This is a genomic window from Pseudomonas monachiensis (assembly GCF_047345015.1).
Taxonomy (GTDB): Bacteria; Pseudomonadota; Gammaproteobacteria; order Pseudomonadales; family Pseudomonadaceae; genus Aquipseudomonas; species Aquipseudomonas monachiensis.
Map to the genome: position 1 here is coordinate 529,947 of NZ_CP178857.1, position 21,918 is coordinate 551,864.

Annotated in this window: 18 protein-coding genes; 12 read left to right on the forward strand and 6 right to left on the reverse strand. The window is 58.9% G+C overall.

Going from position 1 to position 21,918, the window contains the following annotated elements; all coding sequences use genetic code 11:
* Positions 1–20: 20 nt before the first annotated feature.
* Positions 21–653: a TetR family transcriptional regulator gene (locus ACMDB8_RS02290; protein WP_056725389.1), complete on the reverse strand. Its 633-nt coding sequence runs from the start codon at positions 651–653 to the stop codon at positions 21–23.
* 172 nt (positions 654–825) lie between these two features.
* The gene (locus ACMDB8_RS02295; RefSeq protein WP_409078576.1) at positions 826–1,296 is read right to left on the reverse strand and encodes a hypothetical protein; all 471 of its coding nucleotides are present in this window, start codon (positions 1,294–1,296) and stop codon (positions 826–828) included.
* Between the two features lie 388 nt (positions 1,297–1,684).
* On the opposite strand from ACMDB8_RS02295, the gene ACMDB8_RS02300 reads away from it, so the two are divergent.
* The 3 genes from ACMDB8_RS02300 (at position 1,685) to ACMDB8_RS02310 (ending at position 5,526) form a co-directional block, all read left to right on the forward strand.
* Complete coding sequence (locus ACMDB8_RS02300; RefSeq protein WP_409078577.1) at positions 1,685–3,754, forward strand: AsmA family protein; 2,070 nt, start codon at positions 1,685–1,687, stop codon at positions 3,752–3,754.
* Positions 3,755–3,979: 225 nt separating this feature from the next.
* A complete protein-coding gene (locus tag ACMDB8_RS02305; protein WP_056725385.1) occupies positions 3,980–4,762 on the forward strand; it encodes a hypothetical protein in 783 nt (260 codons plus the stop codon).
* Between the two features lie 68 nt (positions 4,763–4,830).
* Positions 4,831–5,526 carry a hypothetical protein gene (locus ACMDB8_RS02310; RefSeq protein ID WP_056725384.1) on the forward strand — a complete coding sequence of 232 codons (696 nt, stop codon included), beginning with the start codon at positions 4,831–4,833 and terminating at the stop codon, positions 5,524–5,526.
* Positions 5,527–5,625: 99 nt separating this feature from the next.
* On the opposite strand, the gene ACMDB8_RS02315 is transcribed toward ACMDB8_RS02310, so the two are convergent.
* On the reverse strand, positions 5,626–6,528 hold the full coding sequence (locus ACMDB8_RS02315; protein WP_056725383.1) for a LysR substrate-binding domain-containing protein: 903 nt from the start codon (positions 6,526–6,528) through the stop codon (positions 5,626–5,628).
* 121 nt (positions 6,529–6,649) lie between these two features.
* Here ACMDB8_RS02315 and ACMDB8_RS02320 point away from each other — a divergent pair, with 121 nt between their 5' ends.
* The 3 genes from ACMDB8_RS02320 (at position 6,650) to ACMDB8_RS02330 (ending at position 8,592) form a co-directional block, all read left to right on the forward strand.
* Entirely contained in the window at positions 6,650–7,288 is a 639-nt protein-coding gene (locus tag ACMDB8_RS02320) for an FMN-dependent NADH-azoreductase (RefSeq protein ID WP_056725382.1), read from the forward strand.
* On the forward strand, positions 7,289–7,594 hold the full coding sequence (locus ACMDB8_RS02325; protein WP_056725381.1) for a DMT family transporter: 306 nt from the start codon (positions 7,289–7,291) through the stop codon (positions 7,592–7,594).
* Positions 7,595–7,701: 107 nt separating this feature from the next.
* Entirely contained in the window at positions 7,702–8,592 is an 891-nt protein-coding gene (locus ACMDB8_RS02330; RefSeq protein ID WP_409078578.1) for an esterase/lipase family protein, read from the forward strand.
* A 144-nt stretch (positions 8,593–8,736) separates the two neighbouring features.
* On the opposite strand, the gene ACMDB8_RS02335 is transcribed toward ACMDB8_RS02330, so the two are convergent.
* Positions 8,737–9,612, reverse strand: coding sequence for a DMT family transporter (locus ACMDB8_RS02335; RefSeq protein ID WP_056725378.1), 876 nt, complete (start codon positions 9,610–9,612; stop codon positions 8,737–8,739).
* Between the two features lie 97 nt (positions 9,613–9,709).
* On the opposite strand from ACMDB8_RS02335, the gene ACMDB8_RS02340 reads away from it, so the two are divergent.
* The 3 genes from ACMDB8_RS02340 to ACMDB8_RS02350 all read left to right on the forward strand — a co-directional run bounded on the left by ACMDB8_RS02340 (position 9,710) and on the right by ACMDB8_RS02350 (position 12,064).
* A complete protein-coding gene (locus ACMDB8_RS02340) occupies positions 9,710–10,504 on the forward strand; it encodes an AraC family transcriptional regulator (RefSeq protein WP_056725376.1) in 795 nt (264 codons plus the stop codon).
* A gap of 64 nt (positions 10,505–10,568) precedes the next feature.
* A complete protein-coding gene (locus tag ACMDB8_RS02345) occupies positions 10,569–10,880 on the forward strand; it encodes a PsiF family protein (protein WP_056725374.1) in 312 nt (103 codons plus the stop codon).
* Positions 10,881–11,050: 170 nt separating this feature from the next.
* Positions 11,051–12,064, forward strand: a complete 1,014-nt coding sequence (locus ACMDB8_RS02350; protein WP_056725372.1) for an AI-2E family transporter — start codon at positions 11,051–11,053, stop codon at positions 12,062–12,064.
* A gap of 143 nt (positions 12,065–12,207) precedes the next feature.
* Here the strand turns inward: ACMDB8_RS02350 and ACMDB8_RS02355 are convergent, their stop codons facing one another.
* Positions 12,208–13,482, reverse strand: coding sequence for an Hsp70 family protein (locus ACMDB8_RS02355; protein WP_056725371.1), 1,275 nt, complete (start codon positions 13,480–13,482; stop codon positions 12,208–12,210).
* A gap of 298 nt (positions 13,483–13,780) precedes the next feature.
* Between ACMDB8_RS02355 and ACMDB8_RS02360 the strand changes: the two genes are divergently transcribed.
* Complete coding sequence (locus tag ACMDB8_RS02360) at positions 13,781–14,728, forward strand: DnaJ C-terminal domain-containing protein (protein ID WP_056725369.1); 948 nt, start codon at positions 13,781–13,783, stop codon at positions 14,726–14,728.
* A 27-nt stretch (positions 14,729–14,755) separates the two neighbouring features.
* Positions 14,756–15,061 carry a chaperone modulator CbpM gene (locus tag ACMDB8_RS02365; protein ID WP_056725368.1) on the forward strand — a complete coding sequence of 102 codons (306 nt, stop codon included), beginning with the start codon at positions 14,756–14,758 and terminating at the stop codon, positions 15,059–15,061.
* A gap of 195 nt (positions 15,062–15,256) precedes the next feature.
* Here the strand turns inward: ACMDB8_RS02365 and ACMDB8_RS02370 are convergent, their stop codons facing one another.
* Entirely contained in the window at positions 15,257–16,384 is a 1,128-nt protein-coding gene (locus tag ACMDB8_RS02370; protein ID WP_409078579.1) for a sensor histidine kinase, read from the reverse strand.
* A 247-nt stretch (positions 16,385–16,631) separates the two neighbouring features.
* On the opposite strand from ACMDB8_RS02370, the gene ACMDB8_RS02375 reads away from it, so the two are divergent.
* Positions 16,632–21,902 (forward strand): dermonecrotic toxin domain-containing protein, encoded by a 5,271-nt coding sequence (locus ACMDB8_RS02375; RefSeq protein WP_409078580.1) that lies wholly within the window; start codon positions 16,632–16,634, stop codon positions 21,900–21,902.
* The last annotated feature ends 16 nt before the right edge of the window (positions 21,903–21,918 follow it).

The window sequence follows — 21,918 nt, forward strand, 5'->3', positions numbered from 1 at the left end:
GCAGTCTGAAACGAGGGGCGTTACTCAGTACTTCCAAGCCCTTGCCAATGCTTGAGGCCGATAAAGATGAATCGCAACTGCTGGGTGATTTTTGCCTGGGGCGTCAGGTGCTCGGGCAAGGCCTCGGTTGGCGGGTCGATGATGTCTGGCAGAGTAGCGAACACGCTCTTGACGATCAGGTCCGCCATGACGCTGAGGTCGGCGATGCCCAGATGCTGCAGTTTCGGCATCAGTGACAAATCCGCCGCCAGGTCCGAGCTGATGTTTTCACGCAAACGGCCGATGGCCTGGCGCACCGGTAGCGAACCGCCGTATTGCTCGCGTGCGAGAAACAGGAACTGCGATCGGTTGGCGCTGACTACGTCGAGAAAGATCCGCACCGAGGCATCGATGATGCCGCCCATCACGAATTCGTTGTGTCGTACCAGGCGAATGGTTTCGCGGAATGTCTGGCCGACTTCGCTGACCAGCACCAGGCCCAATTCATCCATATCGGCAAAATGCCGATAGAAACCGGTCGGTACGATCCCGGCGGTTTTCGCGACTTCGCGCAGGCTCAGGCTGCCGAATCCTCGGCCGCCATCCATCAGGCGCCTAGCAGCGTCCATCAGGGCATTACGGGTTTGTTGTTTCTGTTCGGCGCGGGGCAGCATCGCAAGGGCGTTTTCTGGACAGGGACGCGGCGCACTCTAGCAAATCGGCTTTGCCGGCGTCGAACGACTGTGGGGGATCAAGCGGGAGAAGTGCCGCATCTATCAAGCGGACCGCTGAAAAGTCAAAAGCCCAATCCGGGGATTGGGCTTTTTTTCAGGGCGGCCATGGGGCTTAGCTCACGGCGCTGTTGCGTTCGATCACACGGTCACCACCACCTTCAGCGAGGGTTTGACCTTGTGGAGTACGGTCGGAGCCATCAGCAGCGAGGGTCTGGCCTTGTGGGGTGCGATCCGAACCATCAGCGGCAAGGGTCTGGCCTTGTGGGGTACGATCGGTACCATCAGCGGCAAGGGTCTGGCCTTGTGGGGTGCGATCGGTACCATCGGCTGCCAGGGTTTGGCCCTGAGGAGTACGGTCCGAGCCATCCTGAGTGATCAGGCCTTTTTCTTTCAGGCGATCATTGCCGCCTTCGGCAAGGGTCTGGCCTTGTGGAGTACGGTCGGAGCCATCGGCGGCAACGGTCTGGCTGAACGCCGAGTGGTCTTGTTTCACTTGTGGGGTGGCCTGGTCAGCGGCTGGCAGGGCAAAGGCAGTGCTGGCCAGCATCGAGAGTGTAAGGCTAAGCAGTAATTGGCGTTTCATGATCGTTGTGCTCCTCGGGGGTGCGAAAAATTGGGTACGAGAGCAATGCTACTCTCGATAAATCGATATGAAAGTTCATAAACGCAATGGTAATAATCAATGGAATTGATTGTTTGCTGCGAAGGCTCTAAACCAGGCGTTTCAGGCGAGTTGTCCTGCCCCGAAATGGGTATTTTCGACTCATCTTCGACAGGCAGTAGTGCGGGGGGCGGTAACGCTGAATGACTGATTGGTCAGCTTTTGACTGGATGAATTCAGCGAAATCGGTCTTTCGATTAAACCTGCCGGGTTTTTATCAGTCGTAACTCTCATGGCGAGCCGTTTGCGGCTCACCGTTTCACATGTGCGTCGCAATCGGGACGCTCAGTCGTATCAGGAGCCCTGTGCAATGACGCGCACTCAAAAGACGTTGGTCTGGACCCTTTCCACTTTCCTTACCTTGTTGATGGTGCTGGTGCTGATCATCGTGTTTTTTGACTGGAACCGGATCAAACCGCCGCTCAACGCCAAGGTTTCCGAAGAGCTGCACCGCGCCTTCGCCATCAACGGCAATCTGTCGGTGGTCTGGCAGCCCGAGCCCGATGAAAGCGGCTGGCGCGCCTGGGTGCCGTGGCCTCATGTGGTGGCCGAAGACTTGAGCCTGGGCAATCCTGACTGGTCGAAACAACCGCAGATGGTCACCCTCAAGCGGGTGGAGCTGCGTATTTCACCCCTGGCATTGCTGGCGCAGCGGGTGGTGATCCCGCGTATCGATCTCACCGAACCCAATGCCCAACTGCAACGCCTGGCTGACGGGCGCGCCAATTGGACCTTCAAATTCGACCCGAAGGACCCGGACGCCGAGCCTTCGAGCTGGGTGGTGGATATCGGTGCGATTGGCTTCGACAAGGGCCATGTCACCCTCGATGACCAGAACCTGAAGACCCAGCTCGACGTGCTGATCGATCCATTGGGCAAACCGATCCCGTTCAGCGATATCGTCGGCGACAAGGCGGCGAAAGCCGCGCAGGAAAAGGGCTCGTCACCCCAGGATTATGCGTTCGCCCTCAAGGTCAACGGCCAGTACCACGGCCAGAAACTCGCGGGCCAGGGCAAGATTGGCGGGCTGTTGGCGTTGCAGGACGCGGCACGGCCGTTTCCGCTTCAGGCACAGGTAAAGATCGCCGATTCCAGCGTTGAACTGGCCGGCACCCTGACCGATCCACTGAACCTGGGTGCCCTGGACTTGCGCCTGAAACTGGCCGGCACCAGCCTGGGCAACCTCTACCCGCTGACCGGCGTGATCCTGCCGGACACGCCACCTTATGCCACCGATGGCCACCTGATCGCCAAGTTGCACGAGGCAGGTGGTGCGGTGTTCCGCTATGAACAATTCAACGGCAAGATCGGTGAAAGCGACATCCACGGCAATCTGACCTATGTGGCCAGCCAGCCACGGCCAAAACTCAGCGGCTCGCTGCTGTCCAATCAATTGCTATTCGCTGACCTGGCGCCGCTGATTGGTGCCGACTCCAACGCCGAACAGAAGGCCCGGGGCGGTGACAGCAAACAGCCGGCGGACAAAGTGCTGCCGGTCGAAGAGTTCAAGACCGATCGTTGGCGCGATATGGATGCTGATGTCGAGTTCACCGGCAAGCGCATCGTGCACAGCGAAAAGCTGCCGTTCAACGACCTCTATACCCATCTGGTACTCACCGATGGCGTACTCAGCCTCGAACCGCTGCGTTTCGGCGTGGCCGGCGGCAAGCTGGATGCGCAGATTCGCCTGAACGGCCACGCCGATCCACTGGAGGGTCATGCCCAACTCACGGCCCGAGGCTTCAAGCTCAAGCAGTTGTTCCCCGGCTTTGAACCGATGAAAACCAGTTTCGGCGAACTCAACGGCGATGCTGATATCAGCGGGCACGGCAATTCGGTGGCCAAACTGCTGGGCAGCGCCAATGGCAATCTGAAAATGCTGATCAACGATGGCGCCATCAGTCGCGAGTTGATGGAGCTGGCGGGCCTGAACGTCGGCAACTACGTGGTCGGCAAAATCTTTGGCGACAAGGAAGTGAAGATCAACTGCGCGGCGGCCGACTTCGGTATCCAGTCCGGCCTGGCGAGTACCCGCCTGTTTGTGTTCGACACCGAGAACGCCATTGTTTACATCGATGGCACGGCGAACATGGCGACCGAACAACTGGACCTGACCATCACCCCGGAATCCAAGGGCTGGCGCCTGATTTCATTGCGCTCGCCGCTGTACGTGCGCGGCAAGTTCATCAAGCCCGATGCCGGGGTCAAGGCCGTGCCGCTGATGTTGCGCGGAGCCGGGATGGTGGCGCTGGGCGTGATCGCCGCACCGGCGGCAGGGTTGCTGGCGCTGGTGGCGCCGAGTGGGGGGGAGGCGAATCAATGCGCGCCATTGCTGGAGCAGATGAAGGCGGGCAAGGCGCCGAAGAGTGTAGAGAGATGATCTGGCGGTAAATGCTGGAAACTTGGTTGCGGACTATTTGAATTAGTCTCGGATGATCAGCTGTGTTTTTTCTGGTGCGTTTGATTTTCATATTTTTATCTTGGGGTGGGTAATGAAGTGTTATGTTTGTTTGGTGGCTATTATTCCTCAACTTTATTAAGTTTTGATCGCCAGTCACAAGGCTGGTCTTGCAAGTGATATTTATTTTTAAATATGGAGATTTATATGAGTATTATATTGCCGAGCTTTGAAGAGAGTCAGGCGTTTTTTGAAGGGGCAAAGCTTGCAACACAAAGTGTTAGATTTGCTCGTGCTCAGGTCATTACTCAGTCGGAGGAAGTGGGCGTAAAAGAGCAAGATGTACTGGTCGGCAAAGAAAGCCCTACGATTATCGGATTTACAGATAATCTCGATGAAGATAAAAAACAAGCAGCGGCAGACAGTATTCATTATGCGGAGCGCTATGCTGACGGCAATTCAGATATTAAGTTGACGCCAATTGACTGGCATGAGAAGTATCGTGAGGCCATGAAGCATTGTGGTTGGACATTGATCAATAATAAGTATGAGGATCATGTCAGTAAGCAGGTTAATGTTACGATGGACGTTATTGTCATGGACATTATAAAAACTGTTGCCGGAAGGAATGCACCAGCGATGCTGAAATTGCTGGATGGAGTCCTGGGCAAGGTGAAAGATGAAGAGCAACTGATCACTTTGTTTGATAATAATAGCAAGAGCGGAAAAAACGCGGAGTTCAGAATTGTACCCTGCTTGCAATCCGAGGGCGGTACCGCTATCACCGCTTACCTAGCTGTCGATTGTGAGCTCAAGACGCAGCAGGGCGGCGCCTGGTTTTGGACGTGGAAGCTTTCGGAATTAAAAATGAAGAAAGTAGCTACCATGGTTGAACTCAATATGCGGGTGCATGAGCGCAATAGAGACCTCATATATGCGGCGCTTGATAAGAGTTCGGAAGATTTCTTTGCGGGCGCCAAGCTTGGATAAGTGAAAGGCTGCACGCGGGTTACTGAAAAGGCAACCCGCGTCGGCTTACTGCTCTACGGAGGTTGTTAATGAATAAGGATATTGTTTTTTTGGTCGCGGGGGATCCGTTGTCTATTTCAACCGATATTCCAGCTTTTTGGAGGAAGGAGGCTCTGAATTCGTTGCTTTACTCTCGCCTGTATGCGAATTCGAAGGTTGACAGGTTTGTTGCTCCTGATCAGTGGTATAAAGATTTTTCAAATGCAATGGAAAAAGTTAAGTGGAGGCGTGAAGCATATAAGAGTTATAGCTTTGAGCCGGAGGTTGGCGCGGTTGTTGTGCTGCAAGATTTGGTTGGTGCAAGACTTGGCAGTCTCTTTGGCTTGAGTCAAGCTCCGCAGTTTGAGCGCTTGATGGCTTCTGTTGAAGATTCGCTCAATACGGAAGTGGTGGGTGCGAAACTTAGGCAGCGTGCGGTGGTGAGTGCGCCGGGAGAGAAAGATTCAGTTATTTCAACTATTGCGTTGCAGTTGAGTTTTGTGGGGGCGGGGCCGGCTGTTTATTCGGCGTTTGTTCATTTTGGAACGATTGAAGACGTTGAGGTTGATTTTATCAATCAGCGATTTGTGGGCGAGCATATTGTCGGTAAGGTCAGTATTGACGTCTCGAAGCAACTGCTGAACAAGGCGGGATATGAAAAAGACCGGATGCTGGACCAGATACTGAGTAAACTCCCTGATTCAACGGACAAGTATGTTTTTGACATTACTTCACAACGTATTTGATGCCGATAGCCAGTCACTGGAAAATCCGGCAGGGTCTGCTGCGTGCGGCCTGTTTGCAAGTGTTGCCCACGTTTGGCAGTGGTCCCTGCGGGGCAGCACTCATTGCAAGGGATGCCCTGACAAACGCGCCTCTTCTGCGAGCCATTGAAAAAACGCCCGAACCGGCGGGTGTCGCTCACGCCCCGGCACGCACAACGCGCTGTAGCCGGCACCGTCGACCTGAATTTCGCCTCGATAAGCGACCAACAACCCACTGGCCACGCTTTCCGACACCAGAATATTGCTCGCCAGCACCAGACCTTGCCCGGCAATCGCCGCTTGTAGGGCGTAGTGCTCTTCGTCGTATTCACGCACGGCGGGCGGGCCACTCAGCCAGGTTTCGCCGGAGCGGGCGCACCAGGCTTCCCAGCCATGGGCATAGAGTTTGGAGTTGTGCCAGCGCACGCTGATCAGCGTGGGGGGGCGACTCGACGCCAGGGCCACTTGTTCGGGCGAACCGTAGACACCGAAGGATTCATCGAACAGGCACTGGCCGTACAGGTTGGGGTAATCATCGAGGCTGTAGCGCAGCACCAGATCGACACTGGCGTCCTGATGCAGATCGATGACCTCGCAGTGGGTATCGAGGCGCACGTTGATGTTCGGGTGACGGGCGTAGAAGCGTCCAAGCCGTGGCACCAGCCACAGGGCGGCGAAGGCGGCGGTGGTGGAAACTGTCAGGTTGGCGCCGCTGCGTTGTGGGCGCAGGGTATCGACACTTTGCGCCACTTCGAGGAAAGCACCGTGCAGGCTCTGGAACAGCCGTTCGCCGCATTCGGTCAGGCGTACCTGGCGTGGCAGGCGCTCGAACAACGGCACACCGAGCCAGCTTTCCAGGGAGCGGATCTGGTGTGACACCGCCGTCGGGGTGACGGACAGTTCTTCGGCGGCAGCCTTGAAGCTCAACAGGCGTGAGGCGGATTCGAAGGCCCGCAGGGCGGTCAACGGCAATGAGGCAAACATTCAACACTCCATGGATGAAATAGATTCATCCAGACTGATTTCTTCTCATTTGAACGAGGACGTTGGTCAGCTTCAAGCTGCAAGCCACAAGCCGTTTGAGTTTAGTCCTGAGGAGAGACAGATGAGTAGAATTCTTGCTGTTCACGCCAGTCCCCGTGGTGAGCGTTCGCACTCCCGGCGTTTGGCCGAAGTGTTTCTAGCGGCCTGGCAGGCCCGTCATCCACACTCACAGTTGACCCGACGCGAAGTCGGTCGGACGTTGATACCGCCGGTCAACGAGGCATTCGTGGCTGCCGCGTTTTACCCCGAGCCCGACGCTCGGCCGCTGTCGATGCAGGCTGACCTGGCCCTCAGTGACGAACTGGTTGGCGAACTGCTTGGCCACGATGTGTTGCTGATATCCACACCGATGCACAACTTCAGCGTACCCAGCGGTCTCAAGGCCTGGATCGATCAGATCGTGCGGGTCGGGGTGACCTTCGATCACAGCCTGGACAATGGCGTGGCTCAGTACGAGCCGTTGGTACAGGGTAAAAAGGCCCTGATCATCACCAGCCGTGGCGGCTTCGGTTTTGGCCCGGGTGGCGAGCTCGAAGCCATGAACCATGCCGATACGCTACTGCGTACGGTGCTCGGATTCATCGGCATCACGGACGTCACCGTGGTGGCTGCCGAGGGCGAAGAGTCCACCGAGCGCAGCTTTGAAATATCTGCCGCCGAGGCTGAGCAGCGTCTGTTGGCGCTGGCCGGGGAGTTCTAGGTGGCCTGGCTGTTTCTGCTGGTCGCCGCCGGGTTCGAAGTCACCTTCGCCATGGGCATGAAGTACGCCGAGGGCTTCACCCGTCTCTGGCCTTCGCTGATCACCGTGGTCGCCGCTGTGGGCGGGATCTACTTCCTGACTCTTGCCATGCGCGAGTTGCCGGTGAGCATCGCATACCCGATCTGGACCGCCATCGGTTCGCTGGGCACGGTGTTTCTCGGTTTCGCGCTGCTGGGTGAAAGCCTGAGCGTGATCAAGCTGGTCTCGGTCGGGCTGATCGTGGCGGGCGTGGTGGGGTTGAAGTAGGGCCGATGACATAGACTTGTCGTCGAGTTGTCATCTTCGCAGGCTTAGCTTGGCGGATGTCTTGCATCCCGCCTTGCATCAACACCCGACCACAAGGATGTCCACCCATGTCGCAAGGTTCTGCCCCGCGCTACCCGCTGGTGTTGGTCCCGGGAATGCTCGGGTTCATCCGGTTGGTGCTTTATCCGTACTGGTACGGGATCGTCGAGGCGTTGCGCCGTGGTGGTGCGGTGGTGTTCGCGGTGCAGGTCTCGCCGCTCAATTCGAACGAAGTGCGCGGCGAGCAATTGCTGGTGCGTATCGACGAAATCCTGCGGGAAACCGGAGCCGCCAAGGTCAACCTGATCGGCCACAGCCAGGGCTCGCTGACCGCCCGTTATGCAGCGGCAAAGCGTCCTGACCTGATCGCTTCGGTGACCTCGGTGGCGGGGCCGAACCACGGTTCGGAGCTCGCCGATTACCTGCACGAGCATTATCCCCATGACAGCGTCCGTGGTCGTCTGCTGAGCGTTTTGCTACGGATGATCGGGGTGCTGATGGGCTGGCTGGATACCGGTTACCGCGGGCCGAAGCTGCCGGTGGATATCCATGCGTCTCATCACTCCCTCACCAGTGCTGGCGTGGCGCTGTTCAACCAGCGTTATCCACAGGGCTTGCCTGACACCTGGGGTGGTCAGGGGCCGGAGCAGGTCAACGGTGTGCGTTATTACTCCTGGTCCGGCACCTTGCAACCGGGCATTACCGATCGCGGGCGCAATCTGTTGGACGGCACCAACCGCACTTGCCGGCTGTTCGCTAAAACCTTCGTCCGCGAAGCCGGGCATTGCGACGGCATGGTCGGGCGCTACAGCTCGCACCTGGGCACGGTGATTGGCGATGAGTATCCGCTGGATCACTTCGATATCGTCAACCAGTCGCTGGGGCTGGTGGGCAAGGGGGCCGAACCGATCCGGCTGTTTGTCGAGCATGCGGCGCGGCTGGCGGCGGCAGGCGTCTAGACCGCCTGTGGCGAGGGAGCTTGCTCCCGTTCGACCGCGCAGCGGTCGCAAATCGATCATTGAGTCTTGGGTGAATGAATAGGGGCTGCTGCGCAGCCCAACGGGACGGTGCGGCGATCCGACAAGCTCCCTCGCCACAAAAAGCTAGGCGCGACCCAATACCGTCGTCCATCGCTCGGAAACAATCACTCCACCCAAGGTCAATACCCCGCCCACCAGGTGATACAGCGCCAGTTGTTCATGCAGCACCACCGCCGCAATCAGGGCGGTAATCAGCGGCAGCAAATTGAAGAACTGTGTGGTCCGGCTCGGTCCCAAACGCACCACGGCCTGCATCCACGCCAGCGGCGCGACCATCGATGCCAGCAGGCAGGCGTACAGCACCAGCGGAATGTTCTGCAGGGTCGGGCCAACTTTCGGTGAGGCGATGAACAATGGAAACAGCACCACCACGGCCACCAGCACCTGCAGATACAAGAGCACCAGCGGCGGCAGTTTCAGTTGCCATTTTTTCAACAGGGTGCTGTAGACCGCATAGGCCAGGGTGGCGATCAGCATCATCGCGTCGCCCAGGTTGACCCCGTGTTCCAGCAATGTGCCAAGGCTTCCGGACGACACCACCACCAGGACACCGGCAAACGACAGTACCGCACCGGCCAGGGCGCCCATGGTCAGGCGCTGGCCGAGACTGATGATCGCCATGGCGAGCGACATCAGCGGCATCAGCGACAGGATGATGCCCATGTTGGTGGCCGAGGTCAGGCTCGCGGCGAAGTACGCCAGGCTTTGATAGACCGCCATGCCGAGAACACCGAGGACAAAGATCTTGCCCAGCTTTGGGCGGATCAGTGGCCAATGGGCGAGCACCGGTTTGAGCATGAAGGGCGTGAACAGCAACCCGGCCAGCAGCCAGCGGTAGAAACCGATCTCGGCGGGGAAGATCGCCCCGGCCGACATTTTGGTGATCACGGTGTTGCCGGCCCAGATAAAAATGGCCAGCAGGGGATAAGCGTATTGCATCGGGAAAAACCAGAACGTTAATGAAGGGCAATTATCCTCTTGTCTGGATGCAAGCCTATACTTCGATCCAGACAACCGGCCCCTGATGACGGACAGCATGAGCAGTAAACACATCGACCTGCTGGATTTCAGCGAACTGCCGTCGGCGGTGTACTTCCGCTACGCCGATTTCGACGCCCACGAATACGCCGCGCCCCATCGACATCCTTGGGGGACGCTGGAATATGCCGCCCACGGCGTGCTGCACATGGACGTCGAGGGCAGCCGCTTCATGTCGCCACCGCAATACGCGGTGTGGGTGCCGCCGCAGATCGAGCACAGCTTCTACAGCCACCAACCGGTCAACTACCGCGCGGTGTGCCTGGCACCCAAGGTCTGCGCCGACCTGCCGCCGCGAGCCTGCACCCTGGCCATCAGCGACGTCCTCAAGGCGATCCTCAAGGACTTCGCCGCCCGGGACGTGAAAATCCCCGAACAGGCCGCCGACCAGCGTCTGGCCCAGGTATTGGTGGACCAGTTGCAACAGGCCCCGGTGCACGAGTGCTACCTGCCCTATGCCAGCAGCCCCGGATTGCTCGGGATCCTGGAAGCGCTGCAGGCCGAACCGGGGGACAATCGGCCGCTGTCGGAATGGGCCGCACGCATCCATGTCAGCGAGCGCACCCTGGCGCGGCAGTTCGTGCGGGAACTGGGCATGAGTTTCGGTGAGTGGCGCCAGCGCCTGCGTTTTCTGGCGGCGATCGAAGCGCTGGACAGCCCGCGCAGCATTCAGGAAATCGCCTTCGACATGGGCTACAGCACCGGCTCGGCGTTTATCGCGATGTTCCAGCGCCAGGCCGGATGTACGCCGGAGCAGTATCGGCGCAGCCATCTGGAGAACAGGAAGGTGTAACAGGGGTTGTCTACACTCCAGTGCAAGGCCACGCCCCTCGGTGTGGCGACCAGGAGAAAACTCCATGAAGATGATGCGTGTCCCTTTGTTGATGATCGGTTTGCTGCTGTGCTCCCAGGGCTTTGCCGCCAATACGGCCCAGCAAGAGAAGATGACCACCTGCAACGCCGACGCTACGGCCAAAAGCCTCAAGGGCGACGAGCGCAAAGCTTTCATGAGCACCTGCCTGAAGGCGACTGCGCCGGCAAACGATGCTGGTAAGACCTTGACCCCACAGCAAGAGAAGATGAAGACCTGCAATGCCGACGCCGCCACCAAAGCCCTTAAGGGGGATGAGCGCAAGGTGTTCATGAGCGATTGCCTGAAGAAAAAATAAACTAGGGCTGAAAAATTTTGGAGCTGTGAGGGCCCCATCGCGAGCAGGCCAGTCGAGGCACTGCAAACATCCAGGGCCCCCACTAAGGTCGCCCCACACAATCCCTAGTGCTCGCACCGGATCGCTGGCAGACTGCCAATCCTTTTTACGCCGTTCGTTTTTGAGGCTGTATGCCAACGTTTTCTCAGCGTCAAGTCTTGCTGGTCATCAGCTGGGTCATCATTTTTGGCGGGCTGCTGCTGGTCCTGCCGCTGCGGTTGCTGCCCAGCCTGCTCGCCGGATTGCTGGTGTTCGAACTGGTCAACATGCTCACCCCGCAACTGCAACGGCTGATCGAAGGCCGGCGTGCGCGCTGGCTGGCGGTGGCATTGTTGGGGACTCTGATTGTCAGCGTGCTATCGCTGATCTTTGCCGGTGCCTTCAGCTTCCTGCTGCACGAGGCGGAAAACCCCGGTGCCTCCCTCGACAAGTTCATGGGAGTGGTCGACCGCGCGCGCGGGCAACTGCCGCCGTTCATCGACGCCTACCTGCCGGCCAGTGCCGCGGAGTTCCGCGTGGCGATTGGCGAGTGGGTCAGCAAACACCTCAGCGATTTGCAATTGGTGGGCAAGGATGCGGCGCACATGTTCGTGACCTTGCTGATCGGCATGGTGCTGGGTGCGATCATTGCCTTGCAGCGTGTGCCGGACCTGACCAAGCGCAAGCCGCTGGCTGCGGCGCTGTTCGAGCGCCTGCACTTGCTGGTCCAGGCGTTTCGCAACATCGTGTTCGCCCAGATCAAGATTTCCCTGCTCAACACTGTCTTCACCGGGATTTTCCTGGCGGTGATCCTGCCGATGTTCGGGATCAAGCTGCCGCTGACCAAAACCCTGATCGTGCTGACCTTCCTGCTCGGCCTGCTGCCGGTGATCGGCAACCTGATGTCGAACACTTTGATCACCATCGTCGGTTTGTCGTTGTCGATCTGGGTCGCTGTGGCGGCGCTGGGTTACCTGATTGTTATCCACAAGCTCGAATACTTCCTCAACGCGCGCATCGTCGGCGGGCAGATCAGTGCCAAGTCGTGGGAGTTGCTGCTGGCGATGCTGGTGTTCGAGGCCGCGTTCGGCCTGCCGGGGGTAGTGGCGGGGCCGATTTACTACGCGTATCTGAAGAGTGAGTTGAAGCAGGTGGGGATGGTTTGATCTGCTTCGGATCTAGATGTTGATCAAATTGTGGCGAGAAAGCTTGCTCCCGCTGGGTCGCGCAGCGGCCCCCTTATCCCTGAAAAGAAGGGAACTGCTGCGCAGTCCTACGGGAGCAAGCTCCCTCGCCACAGAGATTGTGGTCAGTCCATAGAGCCGTAGCGCTTGGCCGCTTCAATCGCCAAACCGCTACCGATACTGCCAAAGATGTTCCCTTCCACATGCCGCGCCTTCGGCAACATCGCCGAAACACTGTTGCGCAGCGCCGGAATCCCGCTCGAACCACCGGTGAAGAACACGGTATCGACCTGGTCGACCCGCACGTCGGCGTCCGCCAGCAGTTGGGTGACGCTGTTGCGCACCCGCTCCAGCAGGCTGTCGATGGCCGACTCGAACAGCGCCCGGCTCAGGTGCACGCTCAGGCCCGCTTCAATGCGGTCCAGTGGCACGTGGCGATTGTCGGCGTGGGTCAGCTGGATCTTGGTTTCTTCCACTTCCATGGCCAGCCAGTGTCCGGCACGCTGTTCGATCAGCTTGAACAGGCGGTCGATACCGCCGGTGTCTTCGATGTCGTAGCGCATGCTGCCCAGGGCCAGTTGCGATTTTTGCGAGTACACCGAGTTGATGGTGTGCCAGGTCGCCAGGTTCATGTGGTGGCTGGTGGGCATGTAGGCGCCGCTCTTCATGCGGCTACCGTAGCCGAACAGTGGCATCAGGCCTTGCAGGCTGAGCTGTTTGTCGAAGTCGGTTCCGCCGATGTGCACACCGCCGGTGGCGAGGATGTCTTCGTGGCGGTTATCCACACCCCGACGCTCCGGCGACAGGCGCACCAGGGAGAAGTCGGAGGTACCACCGCCGATGTCGACGATCAGCACCAGCTCTTCTTTCTCGATGGTCGACTCGTAGTCGAACGCGGCGGCAATCGGCTCGTACTGGAACGAGACCTCCTTGAATCCGATCTTGCGCGCCACGTCGACCAGAGTGTCTTCGGCTTCCTTGTCGGCCATCGGGTCATCGTCGACAAAAAACACCGGGCGACCCAGCACCACTTCTTCGAATTCCCGACCGGCGGACGCTTCGGCGCGGCTCTTGAGCTGGCCGATGAACAGCCCGAGCAGGTCCTTGAACGGCATCGCCGTGCCCAGGACGCTGGTGTCGTGCTTGATCAGCTTGGAACCCAGCAGGCTCTTGAGCGAGCGCATCAGGCGGCCTTCGTAGCCTTCCAGGTACTCGTGCAATGCCAGCCGGCCGTACACCGGGCGACGTTCTTCGATATTGAAGAAGACCACTGACGGTAGGGTGATCTTGTCGTCCTCCAGCGCGATCAGCGTTTCCACGCCGGGGCGCAGCCAGCCGACGGTGGAGTTGGACGTGCCAAAGTCGATACCCAAGGCACGGGCTGGAGATGCGTTGTTCATGTCTTTCAGGTTCCGGTTAAAAAACGGCCGCGCAGTGTATGTCAGAGCGCGCCAGATTCGAAGGCCGGTTATCTGCTAATTCTTCGCGGACAATGCCTTGAAAGATGGGTGATCCCCCCCAAACTACCCTGCATCAACCGGACAGCCGCGGGAGTGCTCGCAAGAAGCCCCGCCTGCTGCCGATAAACTTCTGCCGCGCCGCCCGGTCACAAACTTGAGATCGGTCAAACCAATGGCTGCAAACAAGCGCATGCTGTGGCCTGTGGCGCGATTCTGATAACGGATGGTGATTCCCTCGATGGACTTCAAAGACTATTACAAGATTCTCGGTGTGGAGCCGACCGCAGACGATAAGGCGATCAAGGCCGCCTATCGCAAGCTGGCGCGCAAATACCACCCCGACGTCAGCAAGGAAAAGGACGCCGAGTCCAGGTTCAAGGACGCCTCGGAAGCTTATGAAGCGCTGAAAAGCGCCGACAAACGCGCCGAATACGATGATTTGCGCCGCTATGGCCAGCACGGCCAACCGTTCCAGGGACCACCAGGCTGGCAAAGCCGTGGCGGTTTCGGTGGCGGTGGCCAGGACACGGGCGATTTCTCGGACTTCTTCAGTTCGATCTTCGGCAACCGTGGGCCTGGTTTCAGTGGTGGTGGACAGTCGCGTCGCAGTACCGGACGTCGAGGGCAGGACGTGGAAATGGAGCTTGGGGTTTTTCTCGAAGAAACGCTGTCGACCGAGTCGAAGAAGGTCACCTTCCAGGTGCCGCAGTACAATGCGGCCGGCCAGCATGTGAGCAACACCAGCAAGAGCCTGAACGTGAAGATTCCGGCCGGTGTGAGCGACGGCGAGCGCATTCGCCTCAAGGGGCAGGGCGCTCCGGGCGTGGGTGGCGGGGCCAATGGCGACCTGTACCTGACGATCCGTTTTGCGCCGCACCCGAAATTCGACGTCGAAGGCGAGAACCTGATCATCACCTTGCCACTGGCACCGTGGGAGCTGGCGTTGGGCGCTGAAGTCGCGGTGCCGACCCTGACCGGCAAGATCAACCTCAAGGTACCGGCGGGCAGCCAGAATGGCCAGCGCATGCGTGCCAAGGGCCATGGCCTGATGAACAAGGCCGGTGAGCGCGGTTATCTGTTCGTGCAACTGAAAGCCGTGATGCCGAAGAAATCCGACGAGGACATCAAGGCCCTGTGGCAGGAGCTGGCAAAAAAAGCCGCGTTCGACCCGCGAGAGCATTTTTGATCCCATGGAACCAAGGAGTCACTGACTATGAGCAGTCCCCTGATCGTTCAACTGGACATGGCAGAATTCTGTGAGGCGGCCGGGCTGTCGGACGTCTACGTGATCGAAATCGTCGAGCACGGCATCCTCGAACCTCAGGGCGCCCAGCCCAAGGACTGGGTTTTCAACGACTACGAGCTGACCCTGGCCAAGCGCGCCGCCAAGCTGCGGCGCGACCTTGACCTGGAATGGGAAGGCGTCGCCCTGGCGCTGGACCTGCTCGAAGAAGTCCAGCAACTGCGGGCCGAGAACCGCATGCTCAAGCAGAGGTTGGGGCGGTTGGTGGTGGAGTAACTCAAAGAGTGGCACCCAGCCTGTGGCGAGGGAGCTTGTCGGATCGCCGCACCGTCCCGTTGGGCTGCGAAGCAGCCCCAAAAACATCCAGTCAGCACATTTCAACAGGTTCAGCGCAATTGCAGGGCTTGCGACCGCTTCGCGCTCGAGCGGGAGCAAGCTCCCTCGCCACAAAAGCCTCCCCTCGGCAAACGTCTAGACCTTCCTCGGCAACACCACGGTAAACGTCGTGCCATCTATCTCACGGGAACTGACTTCAATCGTTCCCTGATGCGCATCAACCACTTCCTTGACGATAAACAATCCCAACCCAAGGCTGGTCGTCGGCTCGCCGAGTTCTTCGCTGGCACTGCGCACCAGCGGGTCGAAAATCGTCGGGATCGCATCGCAGGGGATCGGGGCTCCGTCGTTGTGCACCGTCAGTCGGACGCTGTCAGCCTCGCCCCTGAGGCGCAGCGTCACTTCGCGTTTGCTTGAGCCGTGCTGCAAGGCATTGCCGATCAGGTTTTGCAGCATCTGATCGAGCCGGCGCGGGTCCCAGGTGCCGCGGGTGTCGCCCTGCACATCCAGGGTCGGATTGCATTCCGGTTGACTGGCACAGGCCCGGGCAATCGCTTCGCGCGCGGCTTCGGCCAGGTCCATGGGCGCCAGCTCGATCGGCAGGCGCTTGCCCAGGCGGCTGCGCACCAGTTCCAGCAAGTCCCCGACCATCACCGCCAGGTGCCCGGTACTGCGCAGGATATTGACCGCGCACTTGAGCGCATCACCGTCGAGCTCGGCTTTGCGCAGCAGCAGTTCAGTGGACATGCTCACCGCCTGCAGGGGCGCGCGCAGGTCATGGCCGAGGATCGCCAGAAAAATGTCCCGTGAACGATTGACCTGCTCGGCATATGTGGCCGTGGATTCGGCGAGGGCTTCGTCGATGGCTTCGTTGAAACGTATCATGTCCTGGAAGTAGGCCAGGTCAGGCGATTGCAGGCTGTTGACCCACAGGCGGATGACACAGGCGCGCAGGTGACGGAATTCGCTGGTCATCTGCACCAGATCAAAACCCACGGTGTGACGCAGTTCGCCGTGGCTGGCGCCGGCCTCGTCGAGGCTGGGGGTTTTCTCCGGTCCTTCGCCGCGCGCCTTGGCCGCCTGTTCGGCAGGTGTCTGGGGTTTGCACATGTCCCGGGCCGCGGCCAGCAGGATCGACCGGGCATGGTCGCGCAAGGCGGCGCTATCCATGTTTTCGGCGGCCGGGGTGATGGTTTTGGCGAACAGCTCCCACTCATCGACGATGCGATCAACGTGTAACACGATGAATTCGGAAAGACGCATGGCGGTTACCTGTTTATGAATCGGGGGCGGCGAGTCGAATAGTAGTCCCTTTGCCGGAAAAAACACGACCGCTCATGCAGTGGCACAGGCGGACGTGCCGATGGCGGTAGATATATGTTTTTGGCTCCCTGAATTTCGATCCCCCGGAGCCATTTCGGGGGGGCGGCCAAGCAGTTATTTGGACTTTTGTTTCAGGTGCAGGTGAATAAGCTGGTGGTTCTTTTCCTGTCATCAAGGTGATTCAAAAGTGTCTGACTTGCATGGAAGCAACTCACAGAAAATACCGGACGGAGTGTCCATCGATAGTCACGGGATACATTACCGTCGTGCAAATGACGTGATACCGGGAGCCATCAAAAATGCGCCGGTAGAGAGGTTGAAGTCCCTGCTTGCGCTCGAGCCGCAAATGCCCGAGTGGTATAGCGGCGCGCGGGAAGTCGACCGTCAATATCTCAAGCGGTTGATTGATGAACGTTGGCGTTTACAAGACGTACTGGACCAGACCCGGGGCGAGTTGAAGCATGACATCAACGCCTTCGCCGAACCGCTGCTCAAAACGGCTTTGCAATCGAAATTCACCACGGTCGAGAACTTCAACGAGCTCACCGTACAGCTCGAGGTGCCGAGCAAGTTCATTATCGGCATCGATACCGGGGCCAGTCGTGTGCGCGAATCCACGTTGCTGGAAGCTGCGCTGCACAACTTCGAACAAGACGAAACGGCACCTGACGCGTTGCGCAACAGTTCCGGTGTTTACCGCAGGGACAGTCGGGGCAGTCTCAGCCTTGAACCGGCCATCACCCTCCCGGCGTTTGCAGCCTTGTGCCGAAGCCTGGATATCGGCGGGCAATACCGACGACACATCAAGTCCGTCCTGTTACCCAGTACCCCACAGGCACAACGGACCTTGCAGCGGGATTCGGTGGCCAGTGAAAAGTCGGCTTTTCATGTGGCGGCGCTGATTGCCCGATTGAGGGGGGATATCAGTGACCATGCCTTCGGAACATTGAACAAGGTGCGTGAGGGCCAGGCAAACATCGAACTGTATAACCAGCCATTGCTTTGTCATCGGTTGTCGCTGATGGGCTTTCGAATGACTGGCATCGTGCTGTTCAGCGCAGTCATTGAGCCATCGCAAGTAAAACGCGAAGTTGAAGCGTTGACGCCGGAGCTGTTGAGTTTCTGGATAGACTGGTCGCGCCGCCTCTCGGTACTGCCGGGCCAGGCATATGATCAATTCAAACTGTTGCAAGCCTTCTTTGCCAATGGACCGCAGGGGCTGAGCGATGAACTGTTGCGCCGCGAGGATATTTATCAACAAAGTCGTTTGACCGGTTCGTTGATCGCCTATGTCCCGGATGATCCGGAGCATCCCTTCAGGGAGTATCCGTCGCTGACAGCGTTCATGAAAACGCTGCTCGGTCAGTTGAGAAATGCCGATTACCAAGCCTTTTTCAGCCGTTTTGTAGCTCAGAAGGACAAAGGACTTTTTTTCTCCCGGGTCAACGAACGACTCACGACCTACGCCTGGCACGAGCGCGAGCCGCTCGACATGGGGCCGTGGTGGCGTGAAACCGCGGTTGAAAACCCCGATGCGGAGCCCATCACCAACCAGATTACGGGTGAACTGTGGGTGGCGCTGTTTCTGGAGCGCCGCGACAAGGCCATCGCCGATGCCAGGCTCATTGCCGTGCCGACTGACGACGAGGATGCCAATGCACGCTTCAAACGCTTGACCAGTTACCTGTCGATCGGCTGGAACGTATTCAATTTTGCCGCAATGCTGGTGCCCGGACTGGGCGAAGCCATGCTCGGTATCATGGTCGCGCAGATGCTCGCCGAGGTCGCCGAAGGCATCGAGGACTGGAGCAAGGGCGACAAGGAGCAAGCCTCTGCCTACTTCAATGGGGTCTTGATCAACTTCGCGCAATTGGCACTCATGGGTGCCGGGCATGTACTGCCCGGCACCGGCGTCACGCCGATCAAAGTGTCGCCGTTTGTCGAGGGCCTCAAACCCGTGGAAGTCGGCGGCAAGGAGCGTTTGTGGAGCCCTGACCTCGGTCCCTATGAACAGCCGATCGTGTTGCCCGATGGAGCGAAGGCCAGTGACACAGGGCTGTACCGTCATCAGGATCAGGACCTGCTGCGCCGCGATGACAAATGTTACGCAGTCAAACAAGACCCGGCCACCGGCCGGCATCGACTTCAACACCCGACTCGCGCCGATGCCTATCAGCCGCTGGTGGAGCACAACGGTGCCGGCAGTTGGAAGACGGAGCTCGACCAACCGCTCGAATGGGACAGGAGGCAGATACTCAGGCGTCTGGGCGCTTCGGTGGATGGACTTTCCGATGAAACCCTGGAGCAGATTCTGACCGCCAGTGGCGTGCACGAAAATCTGCTGCGCCGGCTTCACGTCGAACAGCAGACCCCTCCCGCACTGTTGGCCGATACCCTCAAGCGCTTCAAGGCCCATACCGATGCGCAAGCCTGCGCGGAGCAGATTCTGGCCAACCGGATCGGCGAGGAATGGGCCGATTACGCCGTGCGAATCATGACCGAAATGAGGGGCTGGCCCGATGACAAGGCCATTGAAGTCTTCCAGGGGCCGGGACTGACCGGGAAGGCGATCAAGGACGGTTATGCCCAGGCGTTACCGGCCAATACGTTGCAGATGAGCTGGTCCGACCTGCTGGCGGGGGCGCTGCCCGAGCGCGTGGTGGGGTTCCTTGATGAACAGGCGCTTCGTGAACTGCTCGGCGAATGGTTATCCGGTGACTCGCAGAAGCGTACCGAAGCGTTGCGCGAACAATGGGCAACACGGGTGGGGCAGCGCAAGCGCAAGTTGTTCGACCTTCTGTACAGTCGTCGGACCCGTTCGGACGATCCCTTGGTGAATCTGCTCAAGGGGGATTTTGCCGAAATCTCGCTCAGCCAGGCGCAAGAGTTGCTGGGTGAGGCGCATCCTTCGGACGTACGACACCTGAACGAAAAAAAACGCGTGCCCTTGCGCCTGGCGGAACAAGTCCGCAAGGACGCCGAGCAATTGCGGATGACACGGGCCTATGAAGGCCTTTACCTCGATGCCTTGCATAACGCTGATACCGCGCGCCTGGAGTTGCACTCCCTGGCGGCCTTGCCAGACTGGCCGGCGGATGTGCGTCTGGAGGTTCGTAAGAATTCATTCGAGGGAACGTTGACCGACAGTCTCGGCCCCGTCGACGCGCCGATCCGCAAAGTGCTGATTCTGGGTGAGGATGGCAAATACGAAGCGCGCGACGACAGCGATCAACACCTGCACGGCGCGGACAATGTGTATGCCGCGGTGCTGCATGCGTTGCCGGATTCGCAACGAACGGCCCTGGGCTTCGGCATCAACGAGGCCGCGCGGCTGGAGCAAACGATAAAGGCACATCCGCTGGATCGTCAGGTATTTGAGCCGATTCTGCGGGACAACCCGAACTTCAAGCCGACTTACGATCCGACCGTCATGCGCCTGCGCGGCGGCATGCGTGGCTATGCTCGACAAGCACCGAATGGCATGGGGTTGCGGCGACGGGCTCGTGCGCTGTATCCGGGTTTTACCTCGGAGGAGGTCGAGACGCTGCTGGCGGAGGTACGCCAGGGCGAAGGTACGGCGCATGAACGACTGGCCGTGCTCGAGGCCGAGTTCAACCAGTTGAACCGCGCCCTGCAACGCTGGTTGGACTCGCCGACGAAGTCCTTTCGTTTTAGCCCGGCGGGCATGGCGGAGTGGCGTGCGCGAAACAATATCTACAAAGTACTCAGGCAATGCTGGCAGCGCACCGGGCCCGAAGGTATGGAAGCGGTGGGTGTGCTGCATCCGCAGTCCTTGAGGTTCGACAATATTCCAAAGTTGAGCGAGCTTCTGGATACCCTGCCGAAACTGGAGGCCAACTTCGATCATGTCACCGAGTTGAGCCTGAGCGGGGGCCGGTTGCGCGGCGAGCACATGTCATTCCTCGACTCGTTTCACCAGGTGCGCTATCTCAATCTGCAAGAAAATCTGCTGACGGAGCTGCCGCAGGCGGTGGAGGACATGCCCCATCTCACTTGCTTGTATCTTGGTGGCAATAACATTGAACTGGATGCATTGGCGGTAGACCGCCTGAAGAACTTGACGCGCATGATGTTCCTGCACATGCACGGCAACCCGCTGAAGCTCATTCCGAACATCAGCCGAATGCCGTATTTGCAGGTGCTGTTGCTGGGCGAAACAGGGCTGGACAGCTGGCCTGTCGGTTTGTTTTCGCAATCGCGGCCGCGCAGTATTTATCTTGATCTGAGCGGTAACCCGATCAGCCGGATACCCGAGGTCGCGCCCGGTTCATTTCGAGCAGAGCTATTGGCGCGTACCGTGATCAGTCGTTCCCCGCGCTGGATCTCGCCGGAGGATCTCGAGATCCTCAAGTCTTACATCGAGTCGGTTGGCATGGATCCGGAACGTCCCTATCCGCCTCGCAGCGTAATGGATAGCAAGAACTGGAAGTCGGGCATGACCGAGCGGCAATGGCAGATAAAACAGGAAGTCTGGGATGCGGTCGAGGATGAATTCGATTCAGTGCCGTTCTTCAATGAAATCCGCAGGCTCACCGAATCCGCCGACTTCAAGGCCGGCGGGACCTATCGGTCAGAACTGACCGGCAAGGTCTGGCGCATGCTCGAAGCCATGGCCAGCGACAGTGAACTGCGCATCAGGCTGTTCAGCGAGGCGGCAACCCCCACCGAGTGCGTGGATGGCGGTACACAGTTGTTCAATGCCATGGGCGTGCAGGTGTTGGTCCACGAAGCTTACGCCCTGGAGCGTGCGGACCTGATCGAAACGCAATTGCTGGAGCTGGCCCTGGGCAAGTCCCGGCTCGATGAACTCGGTGCCATTGCCCGTACGCGTGTTTCTGAACGGTGGGCGAAGGGAGAGCGGTACCGCCGCTACGACGCCGATGGCGAAGTGACCGGCACTATCGATGAAGTGGAAGTGCACCTGGCCTACATGACCGAACTGGCGGAACGCCTGGATCTGCCGTGGCAGGCACGGGGCATGCAGTTTCGCAAGATCGCCAAGGTGAGCAAGGAGATGATCGAGGCAGCGTTCCAGCGGATCAAGGCGCTGGAGGAGGGCGAGTTGCTGATTGATCGAATCGTTGAACAACCGCTCTGGCGAACCTGGCTGGAGTCGACTTACCGCGAGGAATTGAATGGCTTGAAGCGCCGGATCGACGCGACCATCGATTTGCAGGATGCGTTGCAGCGCAGGGCCGAAGGCACGGGGCTGACCTCCGAGGAAAAGGCTGCGGTGGAGGTGGAAATCAAAGGGCTGTGCAGTGAATTGGGCAAAAGTGAAGCTGACTTTGCCGATGGCAAGCTGATGACTGACGAGCAATATGTTCAAGCCTTGGAAGACATCGATCTGCAGATTACGCAGTTGCTGAAAAAACTGACACGCGAAGCGATGATTCGGGCCAAGCTGGATCGGCTGCGGATTGAAACCGCCCAGTAACCACGGAAAAAACAAA

Excerpts from the sequence above, each read along its gene's own strand:
- ACMDB8_RS02290 (WP_056725389.1), bottom strand. The coding sequence starts at position 653 with ATGCTGCCCCGCGCCGAACAGAAACAACAAACCCGTAATGCCCTGATG.
- ACMDB8_RS02295 (WP_409078576.1), bottom strand. The coding sequence starts at position 1,296 with ATGAAACGCCAATTACTGCTTAGCCTTACACTCTCGATGCTGGCCAGC.
- ACMDB8_RS02300 (WP_409078577.1), top strand. The coding sequence starts at position 1,685 with ATGACGCGCACTCAAAAGACGTTGGTCTGGACCCTTTCCACTTTCCTT.
- ACMDB8_RS02305 (WP_056725385.1), top strand. The coding sequence starts at position 3,980 with ATGAGTATTATATTGCCGAGCTTTGAAGAGAGTCAGGCGTTTTTTGAA.
- ACMDB8_RS02310 (WP_056725384.1), top strand. The coding sequence starts at position 4,831 with ATGAATAAGGATATTGTTTTTTTGGTCGCGGGGGATCCGTTGTCTATT.
- ACMDB8_RS02315 (WP_056725383.1), bottom strand. The coding sequence starts at position 6,528 with ATGTTTGCCTCATTGCCGTTGACCGCCCTGCGGGCCTTCGAATCCGCC.
- ACMDB8_RS02320 (WP_056725382.1), top strand. The coding sequence starts at position 6,650 with ATGAGTAGAATTCTTGCTGTTCACGCCAGTCCCCGTGGTGAGCGTTCG.
- ACMDB8_RS02330 (WP_409078578.1), top strand. The coding sequence starts at position 7,702 with ATGTCGCAAGGTTCTGCCCCGCGCTACCCGCTGGTGTTGGTCCCGGGA.
- ACMDB8_RS02335 (WP_056725378.1), bottom strand. The coding sequence starts at position 9,612 with ATGCAATACGCTTATCCCCTGCTGGCCATTTTTATCTGGGCCGGCAAC.
- ACMDB8_RS02340 (WP_056725376.1), top strand. The coding sequence starts at position 9,710 with ATGAGCAGTAAACACATCGACCTGCTGGATTTCAGCGAACTGCCGTCG.
- ACMDB8_RS02345 (WP_056725374.1), top strand. The coding sequence starts at position 10,569 with ATGAAGATGATGCGTGTCCCTTTGTTGATGATCGGTTTGCTGCTGTGC.
- ACMDB8_RS02350 (WP_056725372.1), top strand. The coding sequence starts at position 11,051 with ATGCCAACGTTTTCTCAGCGTCAAGTCTTGCTGGTCATCAGCTGGGTC.
- ACMDB8_RS02355 (WP_056725371.1), bottom strand. The coding sequence starts at position 13,482 with ATGAACAACGCATCTCCAGCCCGTGCCTTGGGTATCGACTTTGGCACG.
- ACMDB8_RS02360 (WP_056725369.1), top strand. The coding sequence starts at position 13,781 with ATGGACTTCAAAGACTATTACAAGATTCTCGGTGTGGAGCCGACCGCA.
- ACMDB8_RS02365 (WP_056725368.1), top strand. The coding sequence starts at position 14,756 with ATGAGCAGTCCCCTGATCGTTCAACTGGACATGGCAGAATTCTGTGAG.
- ACMDB8_RS02370 (WP_409078579.1), bottom strand. The coding sequence starts at position 16,384 with ATGCGTCTTTCCGAATTCATCGTGTTACACGTTGATCGCATCGTCGAT.